This window comes from Ferdinandcohnia sp. SAFN-114 (assembly GCF_059415045.1).
In genome coordinates, this window is sequence record NZ_JBPFDQ010000002.1 from 59,508 (window position 1) to 82,603 (window position 23,096).

The 23,096-nt window shown below is 38.6% G+C and carries 23 protein-coding genes; 22 read left to right on the plus strand and 1 reads right to left on the minus strand.

Annotated elements, in window-relative coordinates; all coding sequences use genetic code 11:
• The first annotated feature begins 115 nt into the window (after positions 1–115).
• From ACR65M_RS01040 to ACR65M_RS01100, 13 genes are all read left to right on the plus strand, one after another.
• A complete protein-coding gene (locus ACR65M_RS01040) occupies positions 116–688 on the plus strand; it encodes an RNA polymerase sigma factor (protein ID WP_341332156.1) in 573 nt (190 codons plus the stop codon).
• Positions 660–1,472: a hypothetical protein gene (locus tag ACR65M_RS01045; RefSeq protein ID WP_440272311.1), complete on the plus strand. Its 813-nt coding sequence runs from the start codon at positions 660–662 to the stop codon at positions 1,470–1,472. Before ACR65M_RS01040 ends, ACR65M_RS01045 begins: the two co-directional genes overlap by 29 nt.
• Positions 1,456–2,328 (plus strand): ABC transporter ATP-binding protein, encoded by an 873-nt coding sequence (locus ACR65M_RS01050; protein ID WP_341332154.1) that lies wholly within the window; start codon positions 1,456–1,458, stop codon positions 2,326–2,328. Before ACR65M_RS01045 ends, ACR65M_RS01050 begins: the two co-directional genes overlap by 17 nt.
• Positions 2,329–3,429 (plus strand): hypothetical protein, encoded by a 1,101-nt coding sequence (locus ACR65M_RS01055; protein WP_440272312.1) that lies wholly within the window; start codon positions 2,329–2,331, stop codon positions 3,427–3,429.
• 318 nt (positions 3,430–3,747) lie between these two features.
• Complete coding sequence (locus ACR65M_RS01060) at positions 3,748–5,313, plus strand: FAD-dependent oxidoreductase (protein ID WP_440272313.1); 1,566 nt, start codon at positions 3,748–3,750, stop codon at positions 5,311–5,313.
• Between the two features lie 538 nt (positions 5,314–5,851).
• The gene (locus ACR65M_RS01065) at positions 5,852–7,489 is read left to right on the plus strand and encodes a S8 family peptidase (RefSeq protein ID WP_440272314.1); all 1,638 of its coding nucleotides are present in this window, start codon (positions 5,852–5,854) and stop codon (positions 7,487–7,489) included.
• A gap of 153 nt (positions 7,490–7,642) precedes the next feature.
• Positions 7,643–8,242, plus strand: coding sequence for a biotin transporter BioY (locus ACR65M_RS01070; RefSeq protein WP_440272315.1), 600 nt, complete (start codon positions 7,643–7,645; stop codon positions 8,240–8,242).
• A gap of 21 nt (positions 8,243–8,263) precedes the next feature.
• Positions 8,264–9,277, plus strand: coding sequence for a biotin synthase BioB (gene bioB, locus ACR65M_RS01075; RefSeq protein ID WP_440272316.1), 1,014 nt, complete (start codon positions 8,264–8,266; stop codon positions 9,275–9,277).
• 349 nt (positions 9,278–9,626) lie between these two features.
• A complete protein-coding gene (locus tag ACR65M_RS01080; protein WP_440272317.1) occupies positions 9,627–11,270 on the plus strand; it encodes a PhoX family protein in 1,644 nt (547 codons plus the stop codon).
• A 77-nt stretch (positions 11,271–11,347) separates the two neighbouring features.
• A complete protein-coding gene (locus ACR65M_RS01085) occupies positions 11,348–11,536 on the plus strand; it encodes a hypothetical protein (RefSeq protein ID WP_440272318.1) in 189 nt (62 codons plus the stop codon).
• A 17-nt stretch (positions 11,537–11,553) separates the two neighbouring features.
• Complete coding sequence (locus tag ACR65M_RS01090; RefSeq protein ID WP_440272319.1) at positions 11,554–11,763, plus strand: twin-arginine translocase TatA/TatE family subunit; 210 nt, start codon at positions 11,554–11,556, stop codon at positions 11,761–11,763.
• A gap of 60 nt (positions 11,764–11,823) precedes the next feature.
• On the plus strand, positions 11,824–12,549 hold the full coding sequence (gene tatC, locus ACR65M_RS01095) for a twin-arginine translocase subunit TatC (protein WP_440272320.1): 726 nt from the start codon (positions 11,824–11,826) through the stop codon (positions 12,547–12,549).
• Positions 12,550–12,796: 247 nt separating this feature from the next.
• Positions 12,797–12,997 (plus strand): cold-shock protein, encoded by a 201-nt coding sequence (locus tag ACR65M_RS01100; protein WP_440272321.1) that lies wholly within the window; start codon positions 12,797–12,799, stop codon positions 12,995–12,997.
• 130 nt (positions 12,998–13,127) lie between these two features.
• On the opposite strand, the gene ACR65M_RS01105 is transcribed toward ACR65M_RS01100, so the two are convergent.
• Complete coding sequence (locus tag ACR65M_RS01105; protein WP_440272322.1) at positions 13,128–13,412, minus strand: hypothetical protein; 285 nt, start codon at positions 13,410–13,412, stop codon at positions 13,128–13,130.
• An 88-nt stretch (positions 13,413–13,500) separates the two neighbouring features.
• On the opposite strand from ACR65M_RS01105, the gene ACR65M_RS01110 reads away from it, so the two are divergent.
• The 9 genes from ACR65M_RS01110 (at position 13,501) to ACR65M_RS01150 (ending at position 23,004) form a co-directional block, all read left to right on the plus strand.
• Positions 13,501–14,199 (plus strand): polysaccharide deacetylase family protein, encoded by a 699-nt coding sequence (locus tag ACR65M_RS01110; protein ID WP_440272323.1) that lies wholly within the window; start codon positions 13,501–13,503, stop codon positions 14,197–14,199.
• Between the two features lie 114 nt (positions 14,200–14,313).
• Entirely contained in the window at positions 14,314–15,360 is a 1,047-nt protein-coding gene (locus ACR65M_RS01115) for a LacI family DNA-binding transcriptional regulator (protein ID WP_440272324.1), read from the plus strand.
• Between the two features lie 558 nt (positions 15,361–15,918).
• Positions 15,919–16,689, plus strand: a complete 771-nt coding sequence (locus ACR65M_RS01120; RefSeq protein WP_440272325.1) for an MBL fold metallo-hydrolase — start codon at positions 15,919–15,921, stop codon at positions 16,687–16,689.
• Between the two features lie 206 nt (positions 16,690–16,895).
• Positions 16,896–17,735 (plus strand): SDR family NAD(P)-dependent oxidoreductase, encoded by an 840-nt coding sequence (locus ACR65M_RS01125; protein WP_440272326.1) that lies wholly within the window; start codon positions 16,896–16,898, stop codon positions 17,733–17,735.
• A 138-nt stretch (positions 17,736–17,873) separates the two neighbouring features.
• Positions 17,874–18,701 (plus strand): BtpA/SgcQ family protein, encoded by an 828-nt coding sequence (locus ACR65M_RS01130; RefSeq protein ID WP_440272327.1) that lies wholly within the window; start codon positions 17,874–17,876, stop codon positions 18,699–18,701.
• Between the two features lie 89 nt (positions 18,702–18,790).
• Positions 18,791–19,615, plus strand: a complete 825-nt coding sequence (locus ACR65M_RS01135) for a BtpA/SgcQ family protein (protein WP_304212473.1) — start codon at positions 18,791–18,793, stop codon at positions 19,613–19,615.
• A gap of 169 nt (positions 19,616–19,784) precedes the next feature.
• Positions 19,785–20,759 (plus strand): nucleoside hydrolase, encoded by a 975-nt coding sequence (locus ACR65M_RS01140; RefSeq protein ID WP_440272328.1) that lies wholly within the window; start codon positions 19,785–19,787, stop codon positions 20,757–20,759.
• Between the two features lie 89 nt (positions 20,760–20,848).
• Entirely contained in the window at positions 20,849–22,369 is a 1,521-nt protein-coding gene (locus ACR65M_RS01145) for an amidohydrolase family protein (protein ID WP_440272329.1), read from the plus strand.
• A 26-nt stretch (positions 22,370–22,395) separates the two neighbouring features.
• Complete coding sequence (locus ACR65M_RS01150) at positions 22,396–23,004, plus strand: ECF transporter S component (RefSeq protein ID WP_440272330.1); 609 nt, start codon at positions 22,396–22,398, stop codon at positions 23,002–23,004.
• Positions 23,005–23,096 lie beyond the last annotated feature (92 nt).

Consider the following 23,096-nt stretch of genomic DNA (forward strand, 5'->3'; position numbering starts at 1 on the left):
ACAATTTCCCGTTGCAGCCTTCTCATTCTAAATAGATAATCATAGCAGAAACTTTTTTTAGATGGAATAAATCTTTTTTCAAATCTTTTCGTCTTAGATAATTGAGGTGATAAAAATGCCTGAGGATCAAGAACTAATTGAAGAAATCCTGCAAGGTAGTCAAGCGGCGATGGAGGTTTTGACAAGGAAGTATTATAAATCGATATACGCTTTTGTCTATCGAAAAGTGGGAAACAAGGAAATGGCGTACGATTTAACACAGGAAATTTTCATAAAAATGATGCAGCGGATTAAGTCTTATTCAAATAAAGGTAGTTTTAAAAGCTGGCTCTATACAATTGCCGTCAATCATTGCCGTGATTATTGGAAGAGTGCTGATTATAAACAAACCACTAAAATAACAGAGCTTCAAGATTCAATTAAAAGTACAAACAGTGATGTTCCCTACATATTTGAACGAAAGGAATCGCGGGAGCAGGTAAAGGCAGCGATTAATCGCTTACCAGATATTCAAAAAGAAGCCGTGATTCTGAAATACTATCATGACATGAAAATTAAGGAGATTGCCGACATCACGAAAGCGAATGTGTCGACCGTTAAATCAAGATTGAAGCAAGGCCTTGGGAAACTTGCAACATCATTAGAGAGAGGTGAGGGAAATGATCAAAAACGACAGACAAACCATTAAATTTGAGATCGATGATGAGATTTTAGAATTGGAACAGGAATTGGAAATGTCCCTTGACGAGTTTGATGTCGAATTTCCAAGTGAATCTGAAATTATGATGACAGTTGATGAGCTCCGTCCTCACGTTCCTAAAATAGAAAATAAATGGGATACACTTGTTGCCAGTGTGTCAACCGTAATGAAGTATTCTACAAGGGAAGTCTTTTATTTTTCACCATTGTTTTGGGGGTTAAATCTATTATTTTTACTAATCGGAGTAACTTCAACTCTATTTTACGAGGTAGATCCATATCTCATTATGCTGTATGTGGCTCCACTCCCAACATTCATCGGGATGATTGAAATATTTAAGAGTGGAAATACCGAGATGGCTGAACTAGAGATGTCATTTAAATTTAGCCTACAAGAAATTATTTTATCGAGAATGGTTGTTGTAGGAGCCTTCAATATTACCCTGAATATCCTTTTGACGATTAGTTTTGCAGTCCTTCAACCTGAGGTGATGATTGGAAAATTAATTCTTTATTGGGCGACACCATTTACGATCGTTACAGCGATCATGTTAGTGGTAGCTTCAAAATTTCGTGGATCATACACGCTAACTGGTGGACTAGTTGTTTGGACAGTTGTTGCTCTTTTTCTTGTACAACAAGATGTGATGGAAAGAATCGAAACGGTTTCAGCTGTTGTATATATTTTTGTAACTGTTGCTGCAACGATATTTATCTTGATTAAAATGAGTAGAATTTACAAAAGGGGAATTTCATATGAATTTAACCGTTGAAAATGTTTCAAAAGTCTTTGATGATAAAAAGGCTCTGGACTCTTTACATTTAGAATTTACAACAGGGGTGTACGGGATTTTAGGGGCGAACGGGTCAGGAAAGACGACATTGATGCGCATTCTTGCTAGTGTTATGAAGCCGAGCTCCGGAAGAGTATTGCTAGACGGTCAAGATATTTCGGTTTTGGATTATCGATATCGAGATGTCATCGGATATTTGCCTCAGCATGTGGGTCTTTACAAAAATTTTACAGCTGAAAAGTTTTTGCTTTATATTGCAACGTTAAAAGGTCTGTCAAAGGAAGACGCAAAAGCAAAGGTCATGGAAACATTGGAATTGGTAGGATTAACTGAGCACGCCAAGAAAAAGGTAGGGAAGTTTTCAGGCGGAATGAAGCGACGTGTCGGAATTGCGCAAGCTCTGTTAAATGACCCGAAAATTCTGATCGTAGACGAACCAACGGCAGGACTTGATCCAAAAGAGAGAATCCGGTTCCGAAATTTGATATCAAAAATCTCAACAAACCGTATTGTATTGGTATCCACACATATTGTGTCAGATATCGAATTCATTGCGAAGGAAGTTTTGATTTTAAAGTCAGGAAAACTGATTCAAAAGCAGACACCTCAATCGTTATTAAAAGGAATCGAAGAAAAGGTTTGGTCTGTCACAGTTGATACTGAATCTGAAACTACAAAGTTTCAATCTATATATAAGGTTGGCAACATTGCTCGTGTTGGGGATAAATTCAAGTTACGGATTTTAAGTGATGTTAAACCTCATCTAAATGCTGTAAATGAACATCCAAATCTAGAGGATCTATATCTCTACTATTTCGATGAGGAGGTCGCATAAATGGAGCTATTTAAATTTGAGTTATATAAAATTTTTAAGCAAAGAATGGTCTATGTTACGTTTCTTTTGTTGATTGTTTTTTCGACGGGATTCACCTATTATCCTAGTGCTGATCAAGAAAGAGCAATTTATAAGGATTGGGAAGGGAAAGTTACTGAGGAAAAACTTGAAGTTGCTGCAAAGGGCAATGAAGAGTTAATGAAAAAGCAAGACGAAATGATGGAAACCGATCAGTGGTTATCTGAAGATGAATGGACCCTGATGGGAGTTTACGAAAATCTCGCGTATGGCCATCAGGTGGAATTGAATGCTCAGGAAAAAATCAAAGAGCTAGCAGGGGAAAATAAATATAATACCGAGCTTCAAACAGCCATGCTAAAAGAGATCGATACCTCTTATTTCGCCTATAGCAAAGGTCCTGCAGAAATCATTGATTTTGCAAGTGTTTTTTCGGTATTCATCACCGGGGCAATGCTTTTGGTGGGGCTTTCTAGTATGTACACCCAGGAATATAGCACGGGGGTGGACAACTATATTCTTAGCTCAAAAAAGGGTAGAGGATCATTGCTAGGTGCCAAAATTGGAGCTGCCTTAATTTATACCGCTATTGTTGTAGTAGGGTGGGAGATTTTTAATATTGCGTGGAACCTTATTCAATATGGGAATAGTGGCTGGGAAACGTCCATCCAATATACATTTAAATACTATTTTTCGCCATATAGTTTTACAATGTTAGAGTACCATTTACTGCAATTAGGGTTCCATTTGTTCGGTGCGTGTAGTTTTGCCATTATGATTGTGCTTATCTCGTCTGTATGTAAAAATGCTTTGGTTTCACTTATCATAAATGGTGCTATCTTTGCGATACCATACTTTTTGGTAGAAACACTTCAACTTCCTAATTGGGTAGAGGATATCTTCCAATTTTCGTTTATATATTACATGAATGTTGAGCCATTTTTTGATGATTTTAACACAATCAATCTGTTTGGATTCCCTGTCCTGTATTCGATTGTTGCGCTTGTTGTGATGATTGGGGTTATCGTTGTGATTCCAATTTTAACATCACGCGTTGTGAAAAATAAGGAAGTTACTTCTTAAGTTAATTCACCTGTCCTGTGGGCGGGTGATTTTTTTATATAAAGAGGAAAACCCTTCGGTAAAGATCAGCGAATCCCGTTCATAAGCGGAATGAAGAGGAAAACTCCGCGGAAGTAATCGACGAATCCCTTTCATAAACAGTATGAAGAGGAAAACCTCGCAGAAAAAATCACAAATCCCCTTTATTAGCAACTAAGCAATTTCAGCACTATACCAATTTTGTTAAAACCCCCGTAATTTCATCCACCCCATGCATGATACCTAAAATACTGGAAAACCTAAACCCAAACTTACTTATTTAGGAAATGAGGGTTTATTGTGGCAAATGAGAAAAAGCTTCCCGAAGCACCCGAGCCTTTATGGAGAGTCGATGTTGACATTCCGGATTTTCCTCCACTCGAGGAAAATCTTGACGTAGATGTTGTGATTGTAGGTGGGGGGATTGCAGGTATAACCTCCGCGTATGTCTTAGTTAACGAGGGATTGAAAGTCGCCTTATTAGAGGCGGATCATCTACTAAATGGTACTTCCGGACACACGACTGCAAAAGTTACAGCACAGCATGATCTCATCTATGATGAAATCATTACAAATTTCGGAAAAACCACAGCGAGGCTATATTATGAAGCAAACACGGATGCATTAAATTTTGTCAAAAAAACAGTAGAAGAGCACCAAATTGAATGCGATTTTAAAGAACAGGATGCATACCTTTACTCCACAACGGATGAGTATGCACAAAAGATTGAGAACGAAGCCCAAGCCTATGAAAAAATTGGAATTGATGGTGGTCTCGTAGACAGTATTCCTTTTGACATTGAGATAAAAAACGCAATTGTGATGAAAAATCAGGCACAATTCCATCCAGTCAAATATTTAGCTCATCTTGTCAAAATCATTAAAGAAAAAGGTGGACTCATTTTTGAACATACGGTTGCGGTCAATGTTGAAACGGGGGAAAAAACTACCGTACTTACTCGCAATAATAAACGAGTATCCGGTGGTTTTGTCCTTGCGTGTTCTCATTTCCCATTTTACGAAGGAACGGGGCTTTATTCAGCAAGAATGAAAGCATCGCGTTCATACGCTGTTGCCGTTAAAGCGCAGGAGAGTTACCCGGGTGGCATGTATTTAAGTGTTGATAAGCCAACCCGTTCGATTCGATCTGTTTCAACGAATGGAGAAGAGTACATTGTTCTTGGAGGCGGAAGCCATCAAACGGGTGAAAGAACGGACACAAAGGAAGATTACAATTCCTTACGTATTTTTAGTGAACAGGTTTTTGAATTAGAGGATATTAAATACCACTGGTCAGCACAAGATCTTGAGACACTGGACAAAATTCCATATATCGGGGAGTTAACAACCAGTGAACCAAACATTCTAGTCGCAACTGGTTTCCGTAAGTGGGGCATGACAAACAGTACCGTGGCTGCCTTACTATTTAGAGATATTATTTTGAAACGAAATAATCCATATCGCGATTTGTATTCACCAGCTCGATTCTATGCACATCCTTCTCTGAAAAATTTCTTTGTGAACAATGCGAAAGTGGTGAAGCATTTAGTACAAGGAAAAATGGAAATTCCTCAAAAAAATGTGGATGACATTCAGAATGGGGAAGGTGCCGTAATCTCCATAGATGGGCAGCGAAAAGGGGCTTACAAAGACGAAAGTGGGAAACTATACATTGTTGATACAACTTGTACCCATGTTGGCTGTGAATGTCATTGGAATAATAGTGAAAAATCCTGGGATTGCCCATGTCATGGATCACGTTTCTCCTATACGGGTGAAGTTTTAGAAGGGCCGGCAGAAAAGCCACTACAGCAATACGATTACACAATGCTAGATAACTTAACATCAGAGGATTCTGGTTATTAAAAGAATCAGGTGCTTCCTACGGGAGGTGCCTGATTCTTTTCTATTACCGCACCAAAGCGGCGGGTGGACCACAGGGACGGTTCCTGTGGTCCTGAAAAGTTGAGAACCATGAGAACCGTCCCCGTGGTTCCGTGGTTCCATATTACTGCACCAAAGCGGTGAATCTATGTGAAAGACTATAATACTAGTTAAATTAGATATTTTGGCTTGTACATTTTGGGTGTGAAAAATATTTTGTGGTAGTAAATAACCGAATATTACAAAAGATATTGACGGTCACAACTGGAAAATTGTAGTGTAATGGAGGCAGAGGACATTTCAATTTTTACAAACGTCAAACGCATTTTACATCTTCTCAACAATTCCTCATCAACCGATTTCACAAAATACATAATCTTGACAGTCAAAAGTGAAAAAGTCATCAACTTAGTCGACTTTTTTTACTTTTTTTCTGTATATACACGATACATAGAAGGGAGTGTGCCACTGACTTATATCATACGAGTTGTTTTTCAAAACTAAAAACGGAGGTATGTAAATGAAGAAATTAGTCAGTTTTGCGATTGTGCTTTTACTCGTTTTAACGATGTTTGCAGGTGTAACTTTTGCCGAACAGCCTGACAATGCGGGGAAAGGGAACCAAGACTTTGTTGAAGGCGAACTAATCGTTTCAGTGGAACCGAAACAAAAGGGCAATTCGGATTTCACTATCCAGAGCGCAGATAGTCTGACAGGCCAGGATGATGCGTTGAAAGCAAAAGGATTCTCAATCATAGACACTCTCCATGTAGAAGATACTTCAGTCAAACCACTCCTAAATAAAAATTTTAACAAAAAAGTAGTCGAGAAAATGGGCTTAGTCTACTTAGTCAAATACTCTCCGGACCAGTTCAAATCTAGTAATATGGCAATACAAGAATTGCGTAAAGAGTTAATGGATCTTGGTTTCAAAGTTAGATATATTTCCGAAAACTATAAGATGATGGCCATTGAAGGAACAGCAACAATTCAAGCTGTTCATCAAAATCAAAAATGGCATTACGACATGATTAAGGCTCCGCAAGCATGGACAGTTACGAATGGTTCAAGTGCTGTAAAAATTGCCGTGTTGGATACTGGAATCGACCATAACCATCCTAGTCTAGCCAATTTTGTGAACACGAGCTTAGGAAGAACCTTCGTCGGCGGAACAACGATGGATGTTCAAGGCCATGGAACTCACGTTGCTGGAACGATTGCAAGCTATGGATCAGTATCGGGTGTCATGCAAAATGCAAGTCTTATCCCAGTGAAGGTATTAGGTGATGATGGGTCAGGTTCCTTATATGGAATTACACAGGGTATTTTATATGCGGCGAATATTGATGCAGATGTCATCAATATGTCTCTTGGTGGGGGAGGCTATAATCAAAGTATGGATGAGGCGGTGCAAACTGCAACCTCACAAGGAACGATTGTTGTAGCAGCTTCTGGTAATGACGGGGCATCGAGTATTTCGTATCCAGCCGCTTATAGTAGTGTAATTGCGGTAGGGTCGGTAACATCGAACCGAACACGCTCAAGCTTTTCAAACTATGGATCAGGTTTAGAGCTTATGGCACCAGGCTCGAATATTTACAGCACCTATCCAAATAGTCGCTATACATCCTTATCCGGTACATCAATGGCGACTCCACATGTGGCAGGGGTAGCGGGATTAATTAGAGCGGCCAATCCGAATATTTCAGTCTCACAAGCTAGACAAATCCTTCGAGATACAGCACAAGAGGCTGGTAGCTCCACGCAATACGGGTATGGGATTGTTGATGCCCATGCAGCAGTTGTAGCGGCTTCTGGAGGCGGTGGAACAACACCTCCACCACCAACATCAACTGAAACAGTTACAACTGTATCCACAAACTACAGCTACTATTATCGTGGAGAAAACGTCTATGTCACAAGTACAGTAAAAGATTCAAATGGAGCTGCGCTTGCAAATGCCTCCGTGAATTTTAAAATCACACGACCAAATGGAACAACGGTAACATCAACTGCAACAACTAATTCGTCAGGTGTAGCAACTTGGTCGATCGGCACGAGCTATTCAACCGCAACAGGAACATATCGACTTGACGCAACTGCTTCAAAGAGTGGATATTCAAGCAGTACGGGTTCTACAACGTTTAGAGTTTACTAATTATTTGCCATAACAAGTCTATTTTTAAGGAGTCTCGCCTTTAGAGACTCCTATTTTTATTGTTTATTTGTTAACTAAAAATAAAATAAGGTTGACAAATAAACTGTTTTCTCATTATTTTAATTATATAGATAAAAGGAGGAGGCTAAGGAAATGAAAAGGAAGTTATCAACGATTGATATTAGTTTAGTAGGGATGTTTGTAGCGTTAATGGCAATCGGAGCCAATATTACATCAATTGCGCCATTTATGGTTGTTGGCGGTGTGCCCATCACGTTGCAAACCTTTTTCGCCATCTTGGCGGGGGCGATTTTAGGTAGTCGTCTTGGTGCGATCAGCATGTGTGTGTATGCATTTGTAGGCTTAGTAGGGGTTCCTGTATTTGCTAAGTTTAGCGGAGGATTTACTCATTTATTGAGTCCGACTTTTGGTTTTATTGTTTCATTTATTTTTACGGCATATATAACAGGAATCATGATCGAAAAGAAAAAGGCGCTTCATACATATATTGTTGCTTCCCTCATTGGGATGTCCATTAATTATCTTTTCGGAACGAACTGGATGTATTTTTCTTATCAATTATGGGCGGCGGCCCCAGAAGGATTTACGTATTCGATGGCATGGTTGTGGATGATTGTCCCGTTACCAAAAGATATCGTCCTCGCGATTGTAGCAGGGTTATTCGCGCATCGCTTTGAACGGACACTGGTTAGTCGGGGCTATTTTGCAAGTTTGAAAAAATCAGTTAATTAAAAAAGGTGGAGGAGAAAACAGATGAGTAAATGGAATCAATTAGCGTTAAAGGTGATCGATGGCTATGAATTAAGAAATGATGAGGCGTTAGATATCTTAAACTCCCAAGATGAAGAAATATTAGAGTTGCTTCATGGTGCTTACGTGATTCGTCATCATTACTATGGTAATAAGGTGAAGTTAAATATGATTATTAATACAAAATCTGGGCTATGTCCGGAAAATTGCGGGTACTGCTCACAATCTAGTATTTCAACTGCACCGATTGAAAAATATCGAATGATGGATAAGGAAGAAATTTTGAAAGGGGCTGAAAAAGCTCATCAAATGCAAGTTGGCACCTATTGTATCGTTGCAAGTGGACGCGGACCTAGTAACAAGGAAGTCGACCACGTTGTATCTGCAGTAAAGGAAATCAAAGAAAAATATGATTTGAAAATTTGTGCTTGTCTAGGAATCTTAAAATCGGATCAAGCAAAAAAACTAAAAGACGCGGGTGTTGATCGGTATAATCACAACCTTAATACATCTGAAAATCACCATGAAAGTATTACAACCTCACATACCTATCAAGACCGGATTGATACCGTGGAAACCATTAAAGCGCAAGGAATCTCACCTTGTTCCGGAGTAATCGTGGGAATGAGAGAATCAAAGCAAGACGTTGTGGATATGGCAAAAAGCTTACGCGTCTTAGATACCGATTCCATACCGGTCAATTTCTTGCATGCGATTGATGGAACACCTTTAGAGGGTACAAACGAGCTGAATCCACGATATTGCCTGAAGGTACTGTGCCTTATGCGCTTTATCAATCCAACAAAGGAAATACGCATCTCAGGAGGAAGAGAAGTAAATCTTCGAAGCCTTCAACCACTTGGCCTCTATGCAGCAAACTCAATCTTTGTAGGAGATTATCTCACAACTGTTGGCCAAGAAGGCTCGGCTGACCACAAAATGCTAAAAGACCTCGGCTTCGAAATCGATTGGGAAGGTAAACTGTCCCAAAATAAAGTGAAAATGACAATTGATTAAGGTGAATTAGGTACTTTCCTTTTGGGGAGTACCTTTTTTAGTTTCGTAATCTAGGAATGAATCACTAAATGTGTCGTGAGTGTAAATTTTATTGAGAGTCGTTTTACTTTTACTATGAAAATAAACCTAGTTCCCTCGAATCAACCTAAAAAAGAATCTCGAAATACTATCCCTATTTTTCTACTAAATCCCAAGTATTTTACATTTAATTCCAAAAATAAAAGCCGTTATTCCTGTTTTAGCCCATTTACAAAAAACACGATGCACATTAATACTATCTTAAAAATGTACAAGCATAATTGCGTTGTAAATAACTTTTAGGATTCAAATTAAAAGGAGCGAATAAATGATGGATCGACGTAAATTCTTAACGTATATGGGTAGTGGAACGGCAGCGGTGGTGGCAGCAACATCTGGACTGGGAGTACTAGCTCCTAAGGCAAGTGCAGCAACAGCTAATCATTTAATGGATGGAAAACCAAATGGCAAGGGGAAACCACTTACGGTCCCTTTTAAAGAAATTGATCGTTCATGGGAAAATGAATTACTCCTACCAAAGGGATATAACTATAATATTATCGTTTCTTATGGCGATGTGATTAATTCGAAAGGGGAAAAATTTGGTGACGCGGCTGACCTTACCGTCTATTTTCCAATGGACGCGCTAAAAGGCGGTACAAATTCGGAAGAAGGTTTAATCTGGGTTAACCATGAGTTCCCTGAACCAGATAATTATATGAATATATTAGGAATTAATCCGGATACATACAAAAAAGAAAATCTTGCACAATATCCAGCCTTTCTAAAGATGCAGAAAGAATCTGTTGGTGGTTCTGTTATCCATGTAAAAAAGGAAAAAGGAAAATGGGTATTAATCCAAGATGATACATATAATCGACGTGTGGATGGGTCAACTCCAATTCAACTGACTGGACCTGCAGCTGGAAGCTCTGCTGTAAAAGGAGCGAAAGTAGTGGAAGGTTCACTTGGAAACTGTAGTGGTGGACGCACACTTTGGAATACAGCTCTTTCTTGCGAGGAAAACACGGAATATGGTGATGATTATGGCTGGCCAAACTTTACTGATGAGCACTATGGCTGGGTAATGGAGGTTGATCCATTTAACATTGATGCACCTGTTCGCAAACATACAGCTCTTGGACGCTTCGCACATGAAAATGCTGCAATGGGACAAACAAAAGATGGCAGAGTGGTTGTCTATATGGGTGACGATAGTCGCGGAGAAAGTTTCTATAAATTTGTGAGTAAAAAGAAATTCAATCCAACTAATCGAGAAGCAAACTTTAATATTTTGGAAGAGGGTACATTGTACGTAGCAGACCTTGGCAAACAAACATGGATTGCATTAGATTATGAAACAAATTCTAAACTACAAAACTATGAAAAAGATGGGAAAAAGTTTTTTACAAGTCAAGCGGATGTACTAACATATACGCGCGAAGCAGCTGCAGCTGTAGGGGCGACTAAGTTAGATCGTCCAGAAGACGTAGAAATCCATCCAATTGACGGAAGTGTATTCTTAGCACTAACAAACAACTCTAATCACGGAAATTTCCATGGCCAAATTTACCGTTTCGTTCCTGCAAATGGTGATCATGGTAGTGATAAGTTTACGTTTGAAGTATTTATAGCGGGAGGTCAACAAAGCGGGATAACTTGTCCGGATAACCTTCACTTTGATAGTAAAGGAAATCTTTGGGTAGTCGAGGATTTTAGTGCTACCGAGGATAATGTGTATTCAGAATATAAAAACTGCGGTGTCTTTATGGTTCCGACGGATGGGAAAAATTATGGAGATCCATTCCAATTTGCATCAGGTCCGAAAGGCTGTGAGGTTACGGGCCCTTGGTTAACTCCGGATGAGCGGACTTTATTCCTAGATGTCCAACACCCTGCTACATGGAACCCATATCCAGGCAAAACATTTGGTCGTTCATGCTTGGTAGCTGTTCAAGGCGGGGCATTTAAATAATCGATTACGTAAGGTTGAGGTGTAAGCGGGAAAGGATCGTTTACACCTTTCTGTAAAAGACGAGAGGAGTATTTTGCATGATTGTCGTGTGTAAACAGCATGTGAATCAAGGCTTAGAAATGATATTTCTACCACATATCCAACCGATTCCAGACGAAATGAGAATCTCAGGAAGTTTTAAATGCCTGATCTGCGAGCAGAAGGCGGATTATAAATTATTCAATTTTGAAAACCATCGAAAATCAGCCATTAAAAAAGCGATGTAAACAAGGAGGAACTATTAATGCTGCAAAATATTGGAATTCCAGGTCTTATTCTAATTCTCGTGATTGCGTTAGTTATCTTTGGTCCGAAAAAGCTACCCGAAATTGGACGTGCTTTCGGAACAACATTAAAGGAATTTAAAAAATCAACACGTGAATTGGTTGGGGAAGATGAAGAAAAACCAAAAGAAGAACTTCAAAGAACTGAAAAGAAATCAACAGCCATTTAATGAGATCACTGTAGATGTAAGTACCTTACTTGCATCTTTTTTTAGAATAGAGGTGTGTTTATGAATAGCGTAGAAATGAATTTGGTAGATCATTTAACGGAGATGAGGAAACGTATTATTATTATCCTCGGAAGCTTTATGCTTTTATTAATTCTTGCGTTTGTTTTTGTAAAGGATATTTATGATTGGATCATTCAAGATTCGTCAATTAAGTTGGCGATTTTAGGGCCAAGTGACATTATATGGGTCTATTTAACACTATCAGGCATCGTTGCCATTGCTGTTACAATTCCAATTGCTGCTCATCAAATTTGGCTCTTCGTAAAACCAGCATTATCTTCAGCTGAGAGGAAGGTTACATTGGCCTACATACCCTCTCTGTTTATTTTATTTATTGCAGGCATAAGTTTCGGCTATTTTGTTATTTTTCCAATCGTATTTGATTTCCTGCTTTCCTTATCAGGGGATTTGTTTATGAACTTTTTTACGGCTGAAAAATATTTTGGATTCATGGTTAATATTGTTCTTCCATTCGGATGTTTGTTTGAATTGCCAGTAATCATCATGTTCCTAACAAGCCTTGGAATCTTAAACCCGTACCGCCTACAAAAAATGAGAAGGTACTCATACTTTGGATTGATTGTCACAGCAGTATTAATAACACCCCCAGATTTTGTGTCAGATGTAATTGTGATCGTGCCACTACTGTTCTTGTATGAATGTAGTGTGTTACTTTCCAAGATCGTATACAGGAGAAAGCAAAAACAGGAATTAGACTTAACATAGCGAAGGGTGATAAGGGCTTTTGTTGAACATTCGGAGGAGCTTATTTTACAGGCTCCTCTTATGAGTACAAAGACCTGTTAATAATTAATTTCTTAATATGATTTGCTATTTTCTTTTATATCTGTTATTCTAAGGAAGAATTATTTTTGTTCTTATTCAGATAAAAGATTCATTTTGTTTTTCGTCTAAGGTATTTGAACAAGGATAGTAACAAAATGTGTGGCAATCACACTAGGAGGCAATTTACATGGAACAAGGTAAAGTTAAATGGTTTAATTCAGAAAAAGGTTTTGGATTCATCGAGCGTGAAGGCGGAGAAGACGTATTCGTACATTTGTCAGCAATCCAAGGCGAAGGTTTCAAATCATTAGACGAAGGTCAAAGTGTAACTTTTGATGTAGAGCAAGGACAACGTGGTCCACAAGCTTCTAACGTTCGCAAAGCTTAATAAGTGATCTTAATAAGCTAAGGGATATACCGATTTCGGTATATCTCTTTTTTATGTTCTAGGGAACCACGGGGACGGTTCTTTTGGTCCCCTTAAGAACCGCCCCGCGGTCCGCTTAAAATCTCCTTGCTTAATCAATTTTCTTTAAAAGCACTGTTTGCGCAGGTGCCATGCGGTCTGGTGCCAAAATAGTAAGCTCGTATTTTACCCCATCAACTAGAAGTTCCGCAATTTTCGTACTCGTTACATGATTAACAATGGACAGCGTCTCTATGTTCTTACCTTCTTGGGTTAGATAATCAACAACTGCATCATGGAACTTCTTTGGTTCTTCGTACCATTTATACCATTCATCTAATTCGATCCGAATCACATTGCCTCTTTCAAAAAATGATTTTACAAACCTCTTAATCATATAAAATCTCCCATTCCAAATACTGGTTTCTAATCTGTACTTATTTTTACTATAATAGAATTTGAACTAAATGAAAAGGATGCAAATGATGAAAAGAAAATTAGTATTTAGTGGAATCGTTATTATCATTATTTTTCTGGCTTTATACGGCAGCTACAAGTTAATGAACTCAAGGTCATTCCAACTATTTGGCGGGCTTACACAACAAGTTGAGACAAATCAAAAAGTGGTTGCATTGACATTTGACGATGGACCGACCGAAAATGTGAACGAAATCCTTCCGCTATTGGAAAAATATGATGTGAAGGCAACTTTCTTTTTAATCGGACAAGATATCGAGAAATATCCAGAGGAAGCGAAGGAAATCGCTGAAGCGGGGCATCAGCTTGGGAACCATACGTATTCCCATAACCGAATGATTTTCAAATCCCCATCCTTTATTAAAGAAGAAATTGAAAAAACAGATGAACTTATCCGTAAAGCAGGGTATGAGGGAGAAATTGACTTCCGCCCACCAAACAGCAAAAAACTCGTTGGATTACCTCATTATCTCTATAAGCAAAAGATAGACACAATCACCATGAATATTGAACCGGACACCTTCTACACCGAAACCGAGGATAGGATCCAGTATGTCAGAGAACAAATAATCCCTGGTTCCATCATCTTGATGCATCCGATGTATGAAGATAGCGATAAAGTTTTAGCGGAAATTGAGGGGATTATCCAATCGCTAAAGGATGAGGGGTATAGGTTTGTGACGGTTAATGAGTTGCAGGGGTATTAGATTGTCTTGAAATAATAGAAATTACTAAGAAGAACCATTATTTACAATGGTTCTTTTTGCAATAAAAGGAAAACGACAAATTTTGTAGAATTATATTATAATATTAGTAAAAAAATGAGGAAACGTTTCCATAAGGATGTGTTGGTGTTGGTAACAATAAAGGATGTCGCGAAAGAAGCCAGAGTTTCAATTTCTACTGTATCGAGAGTACTTAATAAGAGTGGGTATACAAGTGAAAAGACGAGAGAAAAGGTCCTTAATGCAGTTAAGAAACTTAATTATCAAGGTAGTCTAGTAGCTGCAGCAATGATTAAGAAACAAACATTAACTCTTGGTTTAATCATACCTGACATAAAAAATATTTTTTATTCAGATTTGACTAGAGCAATAGAAGATCGAGCAAATAGTCATGGGTTTAACATTTTTTTATGTAATACTGATAACAATTTACAAAAAGAAGCAGAGTATATACACCTATTGATTGCTAAGGGAGTCGATGGGATTATTTTTTCATCCCCAGAAGTAGATGATGAAAATATTAAAGAATTGAAGCAAAGGTATCCTGAACTTCCTATTGTTATATTAGGAGGCAAATTTCCGAACTTAATTCTTAATGAAATAGTAGTTGATAATGTTGATGGAGCACTTAAAGCGATGAGACATCTTCTAGAGTTAGGACATAAGGATATTGCATTTATAGGTGGGGATTTTGAATCTTATGCGTCAATTGAAAGGCACCAAGGGTACAAATTAGCATTGAATGAAAGTGGAGTTCCTATAAATGACGATTTTGTTATTTTTGACAAATTTTATATTGAAAGCGGGTACAAAAATGCATTGAAATTATTACAAAAAAATAATAGACCTACAGCAATATTTGCGGGAAGCGACAGTATTGCTGTAGGAATCTATAAAGCTGCAAGGAAACTTAATATTAATATTCCCGAACAATTATCAGTTGTTGGTTTTGATGATTCCCAATATGCAGAAATTTTGTCTCCTATGCTGACAACCATTCGTACACCCATAAAAGAAATGGGTCAAAGGGCAATAGAAATCATTGTTAAAACAATTAAGGAAAAGCAAATAAATAAAGAAACGATTCTTTTTTATCCAACTCTTATTGTAAGGGAATCAACTATGGAAGTAGAGATAAAGTGAGTAATCGAGTGAAAAAACAGAACAAAAATGATTCAGAATAATATTGATAGAATCGAAGGTAATTTTTATATTAATATAATTTTATAAATTTTCAAAAAAGTCTTGAAAGTGGTCTGTTAAGTATGTATAATTTGATTTAAATAAGTGGAAACGTTTCCACCTATTTAAATCATTTTTTTGTTAACGAGATAAAATGTGTAATATTTACGCAAAATAAACACTTAATGTATATGTGCAAATAACCAACTGCAGAAGAAACCTCACATGTATAGACACCTTCATGAATCTATAACAAACAGTATTTCATGTTTCCTCAATTATGCAAATCGTAAGTTTCAATAATGAATTGGTTGGAGGTGGGTTTTTCTGGAAACGTTTCCAGAAATAGTCCTTTAGGGCTATTTACTTATTCATTTACTGACGTAGTTCAATCCTGAAATTTTAGCATTAATCTTCATTAAAAGATAACATTTATTTTTTCAATTACATTTTTTGATTCAATCTCTTGCTAGTTTTTCAAGGTGTATAACTTTATTACTAAGGAGAAAGGGGATCGTAATGTTCGACTACAACATATTTATTCAAGGATTTCCCGGAAAGTCCTCAACCCATGGGGGGCTTGGATGGAGTACAGTTACCTTGTTGTCTCACAATGACCAAAACATTATTATTGATGTCGGCAGTTTCGGTGTCAGGCCTCTAATATTAGATAAATTACGTGACAAAGGTTTAGCTCCGGGCGACATATCCATGGTTTTATTGACCCATACGCATTGGGATCATTGTGTAAATTGGACTTTGTTTCCTAACGCAACCATTGTAGTGGGGCGAGTGGATATGAATTGGGCATTGAATGAACCACCTGGAGGATGGCATGTACCTGAATTGTATGTTAAGGAATTAAATTCCTCCCAACAAATAAGGTTAGTTGACCATCTTGAAGAAATTGTTCCTGGAATTGTTGCGCATCAAACTAAAGGACATTCACCAGGTCATTTGGCATACAGCGTTAACAATGGTGATTTTGATTTGATATTTAGTGGGGATGCCGCTAAAAATAGGGCTGAGCTTTTATCAAGGAATGTAGATATGACACTAAATCTTTCTGATAGCCAAAATTCAATTGATTATTTATGGAGTATGTGGAAAGAAAAGAAGAACAGTATTTTAGTACCAGGACACGATATACCTATGAAACTTGTAAATGGGGAACCTATTTATCTCCATAAAAGGGAAGCAGATTTACAATACTGGGTTTCGGATACATTAGAGGATTATACAACTATAGAATTGGCTGAGGAAACAATGTTAGCTAAACATACAAAATAAGATTACCCAAACTTCTTTAAATTTAAGGGGGTGGTTAAGTAAATATAATGAAAGGGTTTACATGTTGGTGTCTTGTAAATTAGCAGTTTAGCGTTTTATTTACATTCAGTAGAAATAGAGATGATTGTGTATCAAGTAAGTCGTTTGTCGGCAGAATTTTACCCAAACGGAATTAATAACTGAAATTAGATGGGGTGTGAAAACAATTGAGTGATAAACAAAAGCAACGTGTGATTGTGACTGGTGGCTCAAAGGGACTCGGCCGAGGAATCGCCCTAGCTTTCGCTGAGATAGGTGCTTCGGTAGTCATTGCTGATATTGATGCTGATGCGGGTGAGCGATGTGTGCAGGAAATCAACGAATCTGGAGGCCGAGGTCTATTCGTATATACGGATGTAGCTTCAAGTGATGATGTAAAAAGACTCTTTGAGGAAGCTGACCATTTCCAAGGCGGTATAGATGTGCTTGTTAATAATGCAGGCATTGGTCACGGTCCACTCTCAGAAAGACACTTTCTAAAGACTGACTACGCTATGTGGGAAAATCTAATGAATATACACGTTAATGGTCTTTACCACTGTAGCCAAATGGCAGCAAAAGCCATGGTTCACCAAGGTGAGGGCGGGGTCATTATCAATATGAGTTCTGGTGGAGCTACACGCGCACATCGAAATCGTGTCGCTTACGACGCGACGAAAGGTGCAATAGAGGCGGCTACACGAGCAATGGCACTTGATCTAGCTCCATGGAAAATTCGTGTGAATGCCGTAATGCCAGGTGCTATCTGGGTTGAAAATCGAACAGCAGTTGGTGAAGAGTCCTCGCCAGACAATCTCATTCCGCTTGGTAGACTCGGAATGCCTAAAGACGTTGGTCAAGGTGTTCGCTTCTTAGCATCACCGGAAGCTTCTTACATCACAGGCCATGTCTTAGCTATTGATGGTGGACTTACTTCTCAGCTTCGGGCACCAAGTATGGATGCCGATGTTGCACTCTCTATCGATGAAATTGAATTCGGTATGGCTTCAACCGGGATCAAAGAATAATTCCGTTGCCATCTGTTTATCTTTGGCAACTAGAAGATTCATAGAAATGAGCAAATGATTAGAATTTCAAACAGTATAACCAGGAGTCAACCATGTTAAGTACATGATAAATATAAAAAAAAATGAGGAGGAATTATTATGAAAACGTCATTTACAAATATTTTCGGAGTAGAAAAACCAGTATTAGGTATGGTTCATTTAGGACCACTACCTGGATCACCCCTATATGATGGAAATATCGAGCGAGTATTAGAAGCTGCAATCCGTGATGCAAAAAGTCTGGAAAAGGGTGGGGCAAGTTCTGTTATGGTAGAAAACTTTAATGACTACCCATTTTACCCTGAAACAGAGGAGCCTGAAACAGTGGCAGCGATGACATTGATTGCTCACGAAATTCGCCGTGAAGTAAAGCTACCAATGGGTATTAATATTCTAAGAAACTCTTGGAAATCTGCGTTAGCAGTTGCAGGAACAGTTGGGGCTGATTTTATTAGACTTAATGTCCTAACAGATGCTTACGTGACCGACCAAGGTCTAATCAATGGTACGGCGCACTTAGTAGCGAGATATCGAAAGTTTCTTGGTTTAGAGAACAAAGTCAAGATATTCGCTGACATTCAAACAAAACATGCTGCTCCATTAGCAGCTCGACCTATAGATGTCTTGGCTCGTGATACAGCTTATCGTGGAATGGCAGACGCTATCATCCTTGCCGGAGAGGAATCAGCTCAACCTCCTTCAATTGAGAATTTAGAGGCAGTAAGGAATGCAGTCCCTGATGTTCCAATCATTATCGGCAGTGGAATGAAAGTTGAAACTGCTCATTTACTCAAATATGCGGATGGAGCTGTCTTTGGATACGGGGCGAAAATTGACGATATCATGACGAATCCAGTTGACGAGGACAAAACACGTCGTTTCTGCGAGGGTGTAGATAGAGAAAGAAAATCACTATTAGTTAAATAATAAGAAATCCGTTCTTAATTTAAACATTACTTTAGAGTCTATTGCTTCGGTTTAGAATAAAAAATTATAAAAATGAGGAGGAATTTGTAATGAAAACGTCATTTACAAATATTTTCGGAGTAGAAAAACCAGTATTAGGTATGGTTCATTTAGGACCACTACCTGGATCACCCCTATATGATGGAAATATCGAGCGAGTATTAGAAGCTGCAATCCGTGATGCAAAAAGTCTGGAAAAGGGTGGGGCAAGTTCTGTTATGGTAGAAAACTTTAATGACTACCCATTTTACCCTGAAACAGAGGAGCCTGAAACAGTGGCAGCGATGACATTGATTGCTCACGAAATTCGCCGTGAAGTAAAGCTACCAATGGGTATTAATATTCTAAGAAACTCTTGGAAATCTGCGTTAGCAGTTGCAGGAACAGTTGGGGCTGATTTTATTAGACTTAATGTCCTAACAGATGCTTACGTGACCGACCAAGGTCTAATCAATGGTACGGCGCACTTAGTAGCGAGATATCGAAAGTTTCTTGGTTTAGAGAACAAAGTCAAGATATTCGCTGACATTCAAACAAAACATGCTGCTCCATTAGCAGCTCGACCTATAGATGTCTTGGCTCGTGATACAGCTTATCGTGGAATGGCAGACGCTATCATCCTTGCCGGAGAGGAATCAGCTCAACCTCCTTCAATTGAGAATTTAGAGGCAGTAAGGAATGCAGTCCCTGATGTTCCAATCATTATCGGCAGTGGAATGAAAGTTGAAACTGCTCATTTACTCAAATATGCGGATGGAGCTGTCTTTGGATACGGGGCGAAAATTGACGATATCATGACGAATCCAGTTGACGAGGACAAAACACGTCGCTTCTGCGAAGGTGTTGATAGAGAAAGAAACGCTCAATTGGTTTAGTAGTACACGGTTTTAATAGAATCAAAGTTTGAAGGTTTTGGGGCCACTTTTGGCCCCTTCTACAAACCGAAACCTTACTCTAATAAGAGTTTGGAATTAATACATCCTATATTTTTACTATAAATAGAGTGGCAAAATTTTAAAATATGTAAGGGGAGGATTAGAAATTATGGTGGAACGAGTAATTATTGACACTGATCCGGGTGTCGACGACCTTGCCGCAATCTATCTTGCGCTCGCGTCCCCGGAGCTACGTGTTGAAGCTTTGACAACAGTGTATGGAAATATTGAGGTGGAAACTGCAACGCATAATGCGCTTTCATTACTTGAATTAGCAGGTAGAACTGATATTCCCGTTTACCGTGGAGCCAGCAAACCTCTCATACGTCAACCGTACTTTGCCAAGCATATTCACGGCAACAATGGATTTGGTGGCGTAGAGGCCCCGAGCCCTACTGTTTCCGAGGCGAAGGAGTTTGCAGCAATGGAGATTGTAAGGCGCTGTAATGAAGCACCAAATGAAATTACAATTTTAGCGTTGGGGCCAGTAACCAATGTTGCTCTTGCTCTCTCAATCGACCCTAGTCTAGCAGAGAAGGTGAAAAGAATCATTGTTATGGGTGGTGCAGTCCGTGTTGCCGGAAACTATTCCCCTGTTGCGTCCTTTAACTTAGCAAGTGATCCTGAGGCTGCAAGAGTTATGTATGAATCCGGTGCGCCAATTGTTCAGGTAGGTCTAGATGTATGTACAAAGGTGCGAATTTCACAAGAAAATCTTGAACGTATTAGGGTTACGAATACTCGTCCAGGAGCTTTCCTCCTAGAGGCTGCTGAATTCCGACGTAAGGCATACATTGCCGCCAAGCAATCTTCAGAAACGGAGACAGGTGTTTATTTTAATGACGTACCAGCAGTTGCCTATGCGCTTTGGCCTGAACTCTTCGAAGTACAGTCTGCCTTTGTTTCTATTGAGACAGCTGGGGAACGTACAGCTGGTCAGACTGTCGTTGAGTTTACGGGACAGTGGGGTCATTCAGAACACAATACCTCGATCCTAATGGATGTTGACGGAGAGAGTGTGGCGAAACGTTTTGCCGAACGTATTTCTACTTTAGAAACACAATATGTCGGGCCTTATAAATAAATTGATCAAAAAATTTAAAAAAGCAGTCACAAGTCTAAATTTTCGTCTTTATTCATTTTATTAGATAAGTTCTTAAAAGGGGTGGCATAATGTCGACTCTCATTAAAAACGCGACAATTATCACGATGGACGATCATGCAAGTATCATCCAGGGCAGCATTATGGTGGAAGAAGGGTTCATAAAAGAAGTTATCCCACACAACTTTGGGAGTGAACCAACAATTCAGGTCAATGAAACAATTGATGGGTCTGAAATGATTGTAATGCCTGGTATGACAAATGCACATTATCACTCCTACTCGAATCTATTGAGAGGGACAACTAGCGATTTTCCATTGGAAATATGGTCTCTATATACAACGGCATATGGCTATTCGCTTGATGATGAAGATATATACAATGCGGTGCTTTTAGGTTTAATAGACATGATCAAAAGTGGTGTTACTAGTTGTATTGACCATTTTCCACATATAAAAAGATCAGAAGCAGCACTTAAAGCATATGAGGCTTCATCAATCAGAGTTGGATTTGCACCAATGATGCATGATGTACCAGATCATCATTTTCTTCCAGTTGAGTTACCAATAGAAATGAAGAGGAAACTTGATGAAACGCCACCAATATCAGTCGAAGAAATGAGAGCGTTTTATATATCTCTAATTAACAAGTGGCAAGATAAGAATAATAGAATTCAAATTTTAATAGGTCCAAATGCACCGCAGCGATGTTCGGAGGAAATGCTTGCGTTAAGTAAAGAATTAACTGATCAGCATGGAGCATATGTTCATACTCATCTTTTGGAAACGAGAATTCAAAAGGAAATCGGGGATGCTACGTTTTCGGGTGGAATAGTAGGCAGACTACAAGAGCAGCAATTGCTCTCAAAACGACTGTCCACTCCCCATTCTATCTGGCTTGAAGATGATGAGCTAAACATTTTAGCGGAGCATGGTGTTTCTCTTGTTCATAATCCGGTTAGTAATATGATGCTTGGAAGTGGGAGAGCAAAAGTCTCATCCTATCTCCAAAAAGGGATTAATGTAGCCTTGGGAACAGATTCCTCCAATTGTGGGATCTCTCATAACCTTTTTGAAGCAATGAGGATAGCTGTTATGCATAGTCGACAAGAACAATCTAACTTCAACGAATGGCTAAAACCAATAGATGTGCTTAAAATGGCTACAACTGGCGGAGCATCCTTACTAGGTGAAGAGAAAAAGCGAGGGAAAATTAAACAAGGTTATGAAGCGGATCTTGTGCTGTTAACCAAACAATCACCTGCTTTGGCTATGAATGCAGATCTTATCTCTCAGCTTGTGTATTACGAGAATGGAAGTTCGATAGAGTCGGTAATGGTCAAGGGAGAATGGGTCCTTAAGAATCGTAAAATCACTTCTTTTGATGAAGAGGCGGTCCTGCAATCAGTAAAAGAAAAATATGAATCCCTTGTTGAAAAAAGTAGAGCAAGCCTTCAATTGGCGAATGAATATGAACCTTACTTCACCAATATGTATGAAAAAATTCATCATAATTTTGGGGAGAAAAAAGCTAGTAGTAGATTGGATTCTACTAATGAGCATGTAATTCTTGAAGAAAATAAAACTCTGTAAAACCCATATAAAAAGGAGGACGAAATATGAAAAGTATAAAAAAGGATTTTACACTTATTGCCATTTTGCTCATTCCCATTGGTGTTGCAGTCAATGTAGTAGCTGGAGAATTGGTTGAATTATTAAAGATCCCTCTCTTCTTAAATCAGATTGGCACAATGATTGTTGCGATGGTAGCTGGTCCTTGGGTTGGTGCTGTAACAGGTGGGGTCTCAAAACTAATATTTGGGATATTTAACCCTACTCAGTTGGCGTTTATGCCGGTTTCTATGGCTTCAGGAATTGTAGTGGGTCTCCTAGCAAAAAAGGGGATGACAAAAAATGTTTGGAAGGTTGCTATTACAGGTTTCATTGTAGCAATTGTTGCAATCTTAATCGCGACCCCAACAACGGTTATTGTATTTGGTGGAGCATCTGGAACTGGGTCAGATACTATCACCGCCGTACTTTTAGCTTCAGGCAAAGAAATATGGACAGCAGTTATTACACAAAAGATATTTGTTGAAAGTATTGATAAAATACTTTCGATAATGGTTGCCTATATGATTGTTCGGAAGATGTCAGATCAATATCTATCTAAACAAAACTATGGTCACTTATATATTAATAATAACAATAATAAACTTGGAGCATAAAAGATTTTCATAAGCGCATGGGGTGAAAATGTCCAGAAATCTGCGGTCACTGCACCTGTCACCCCATTATGTCGTTTTTCTACTATCCTTAT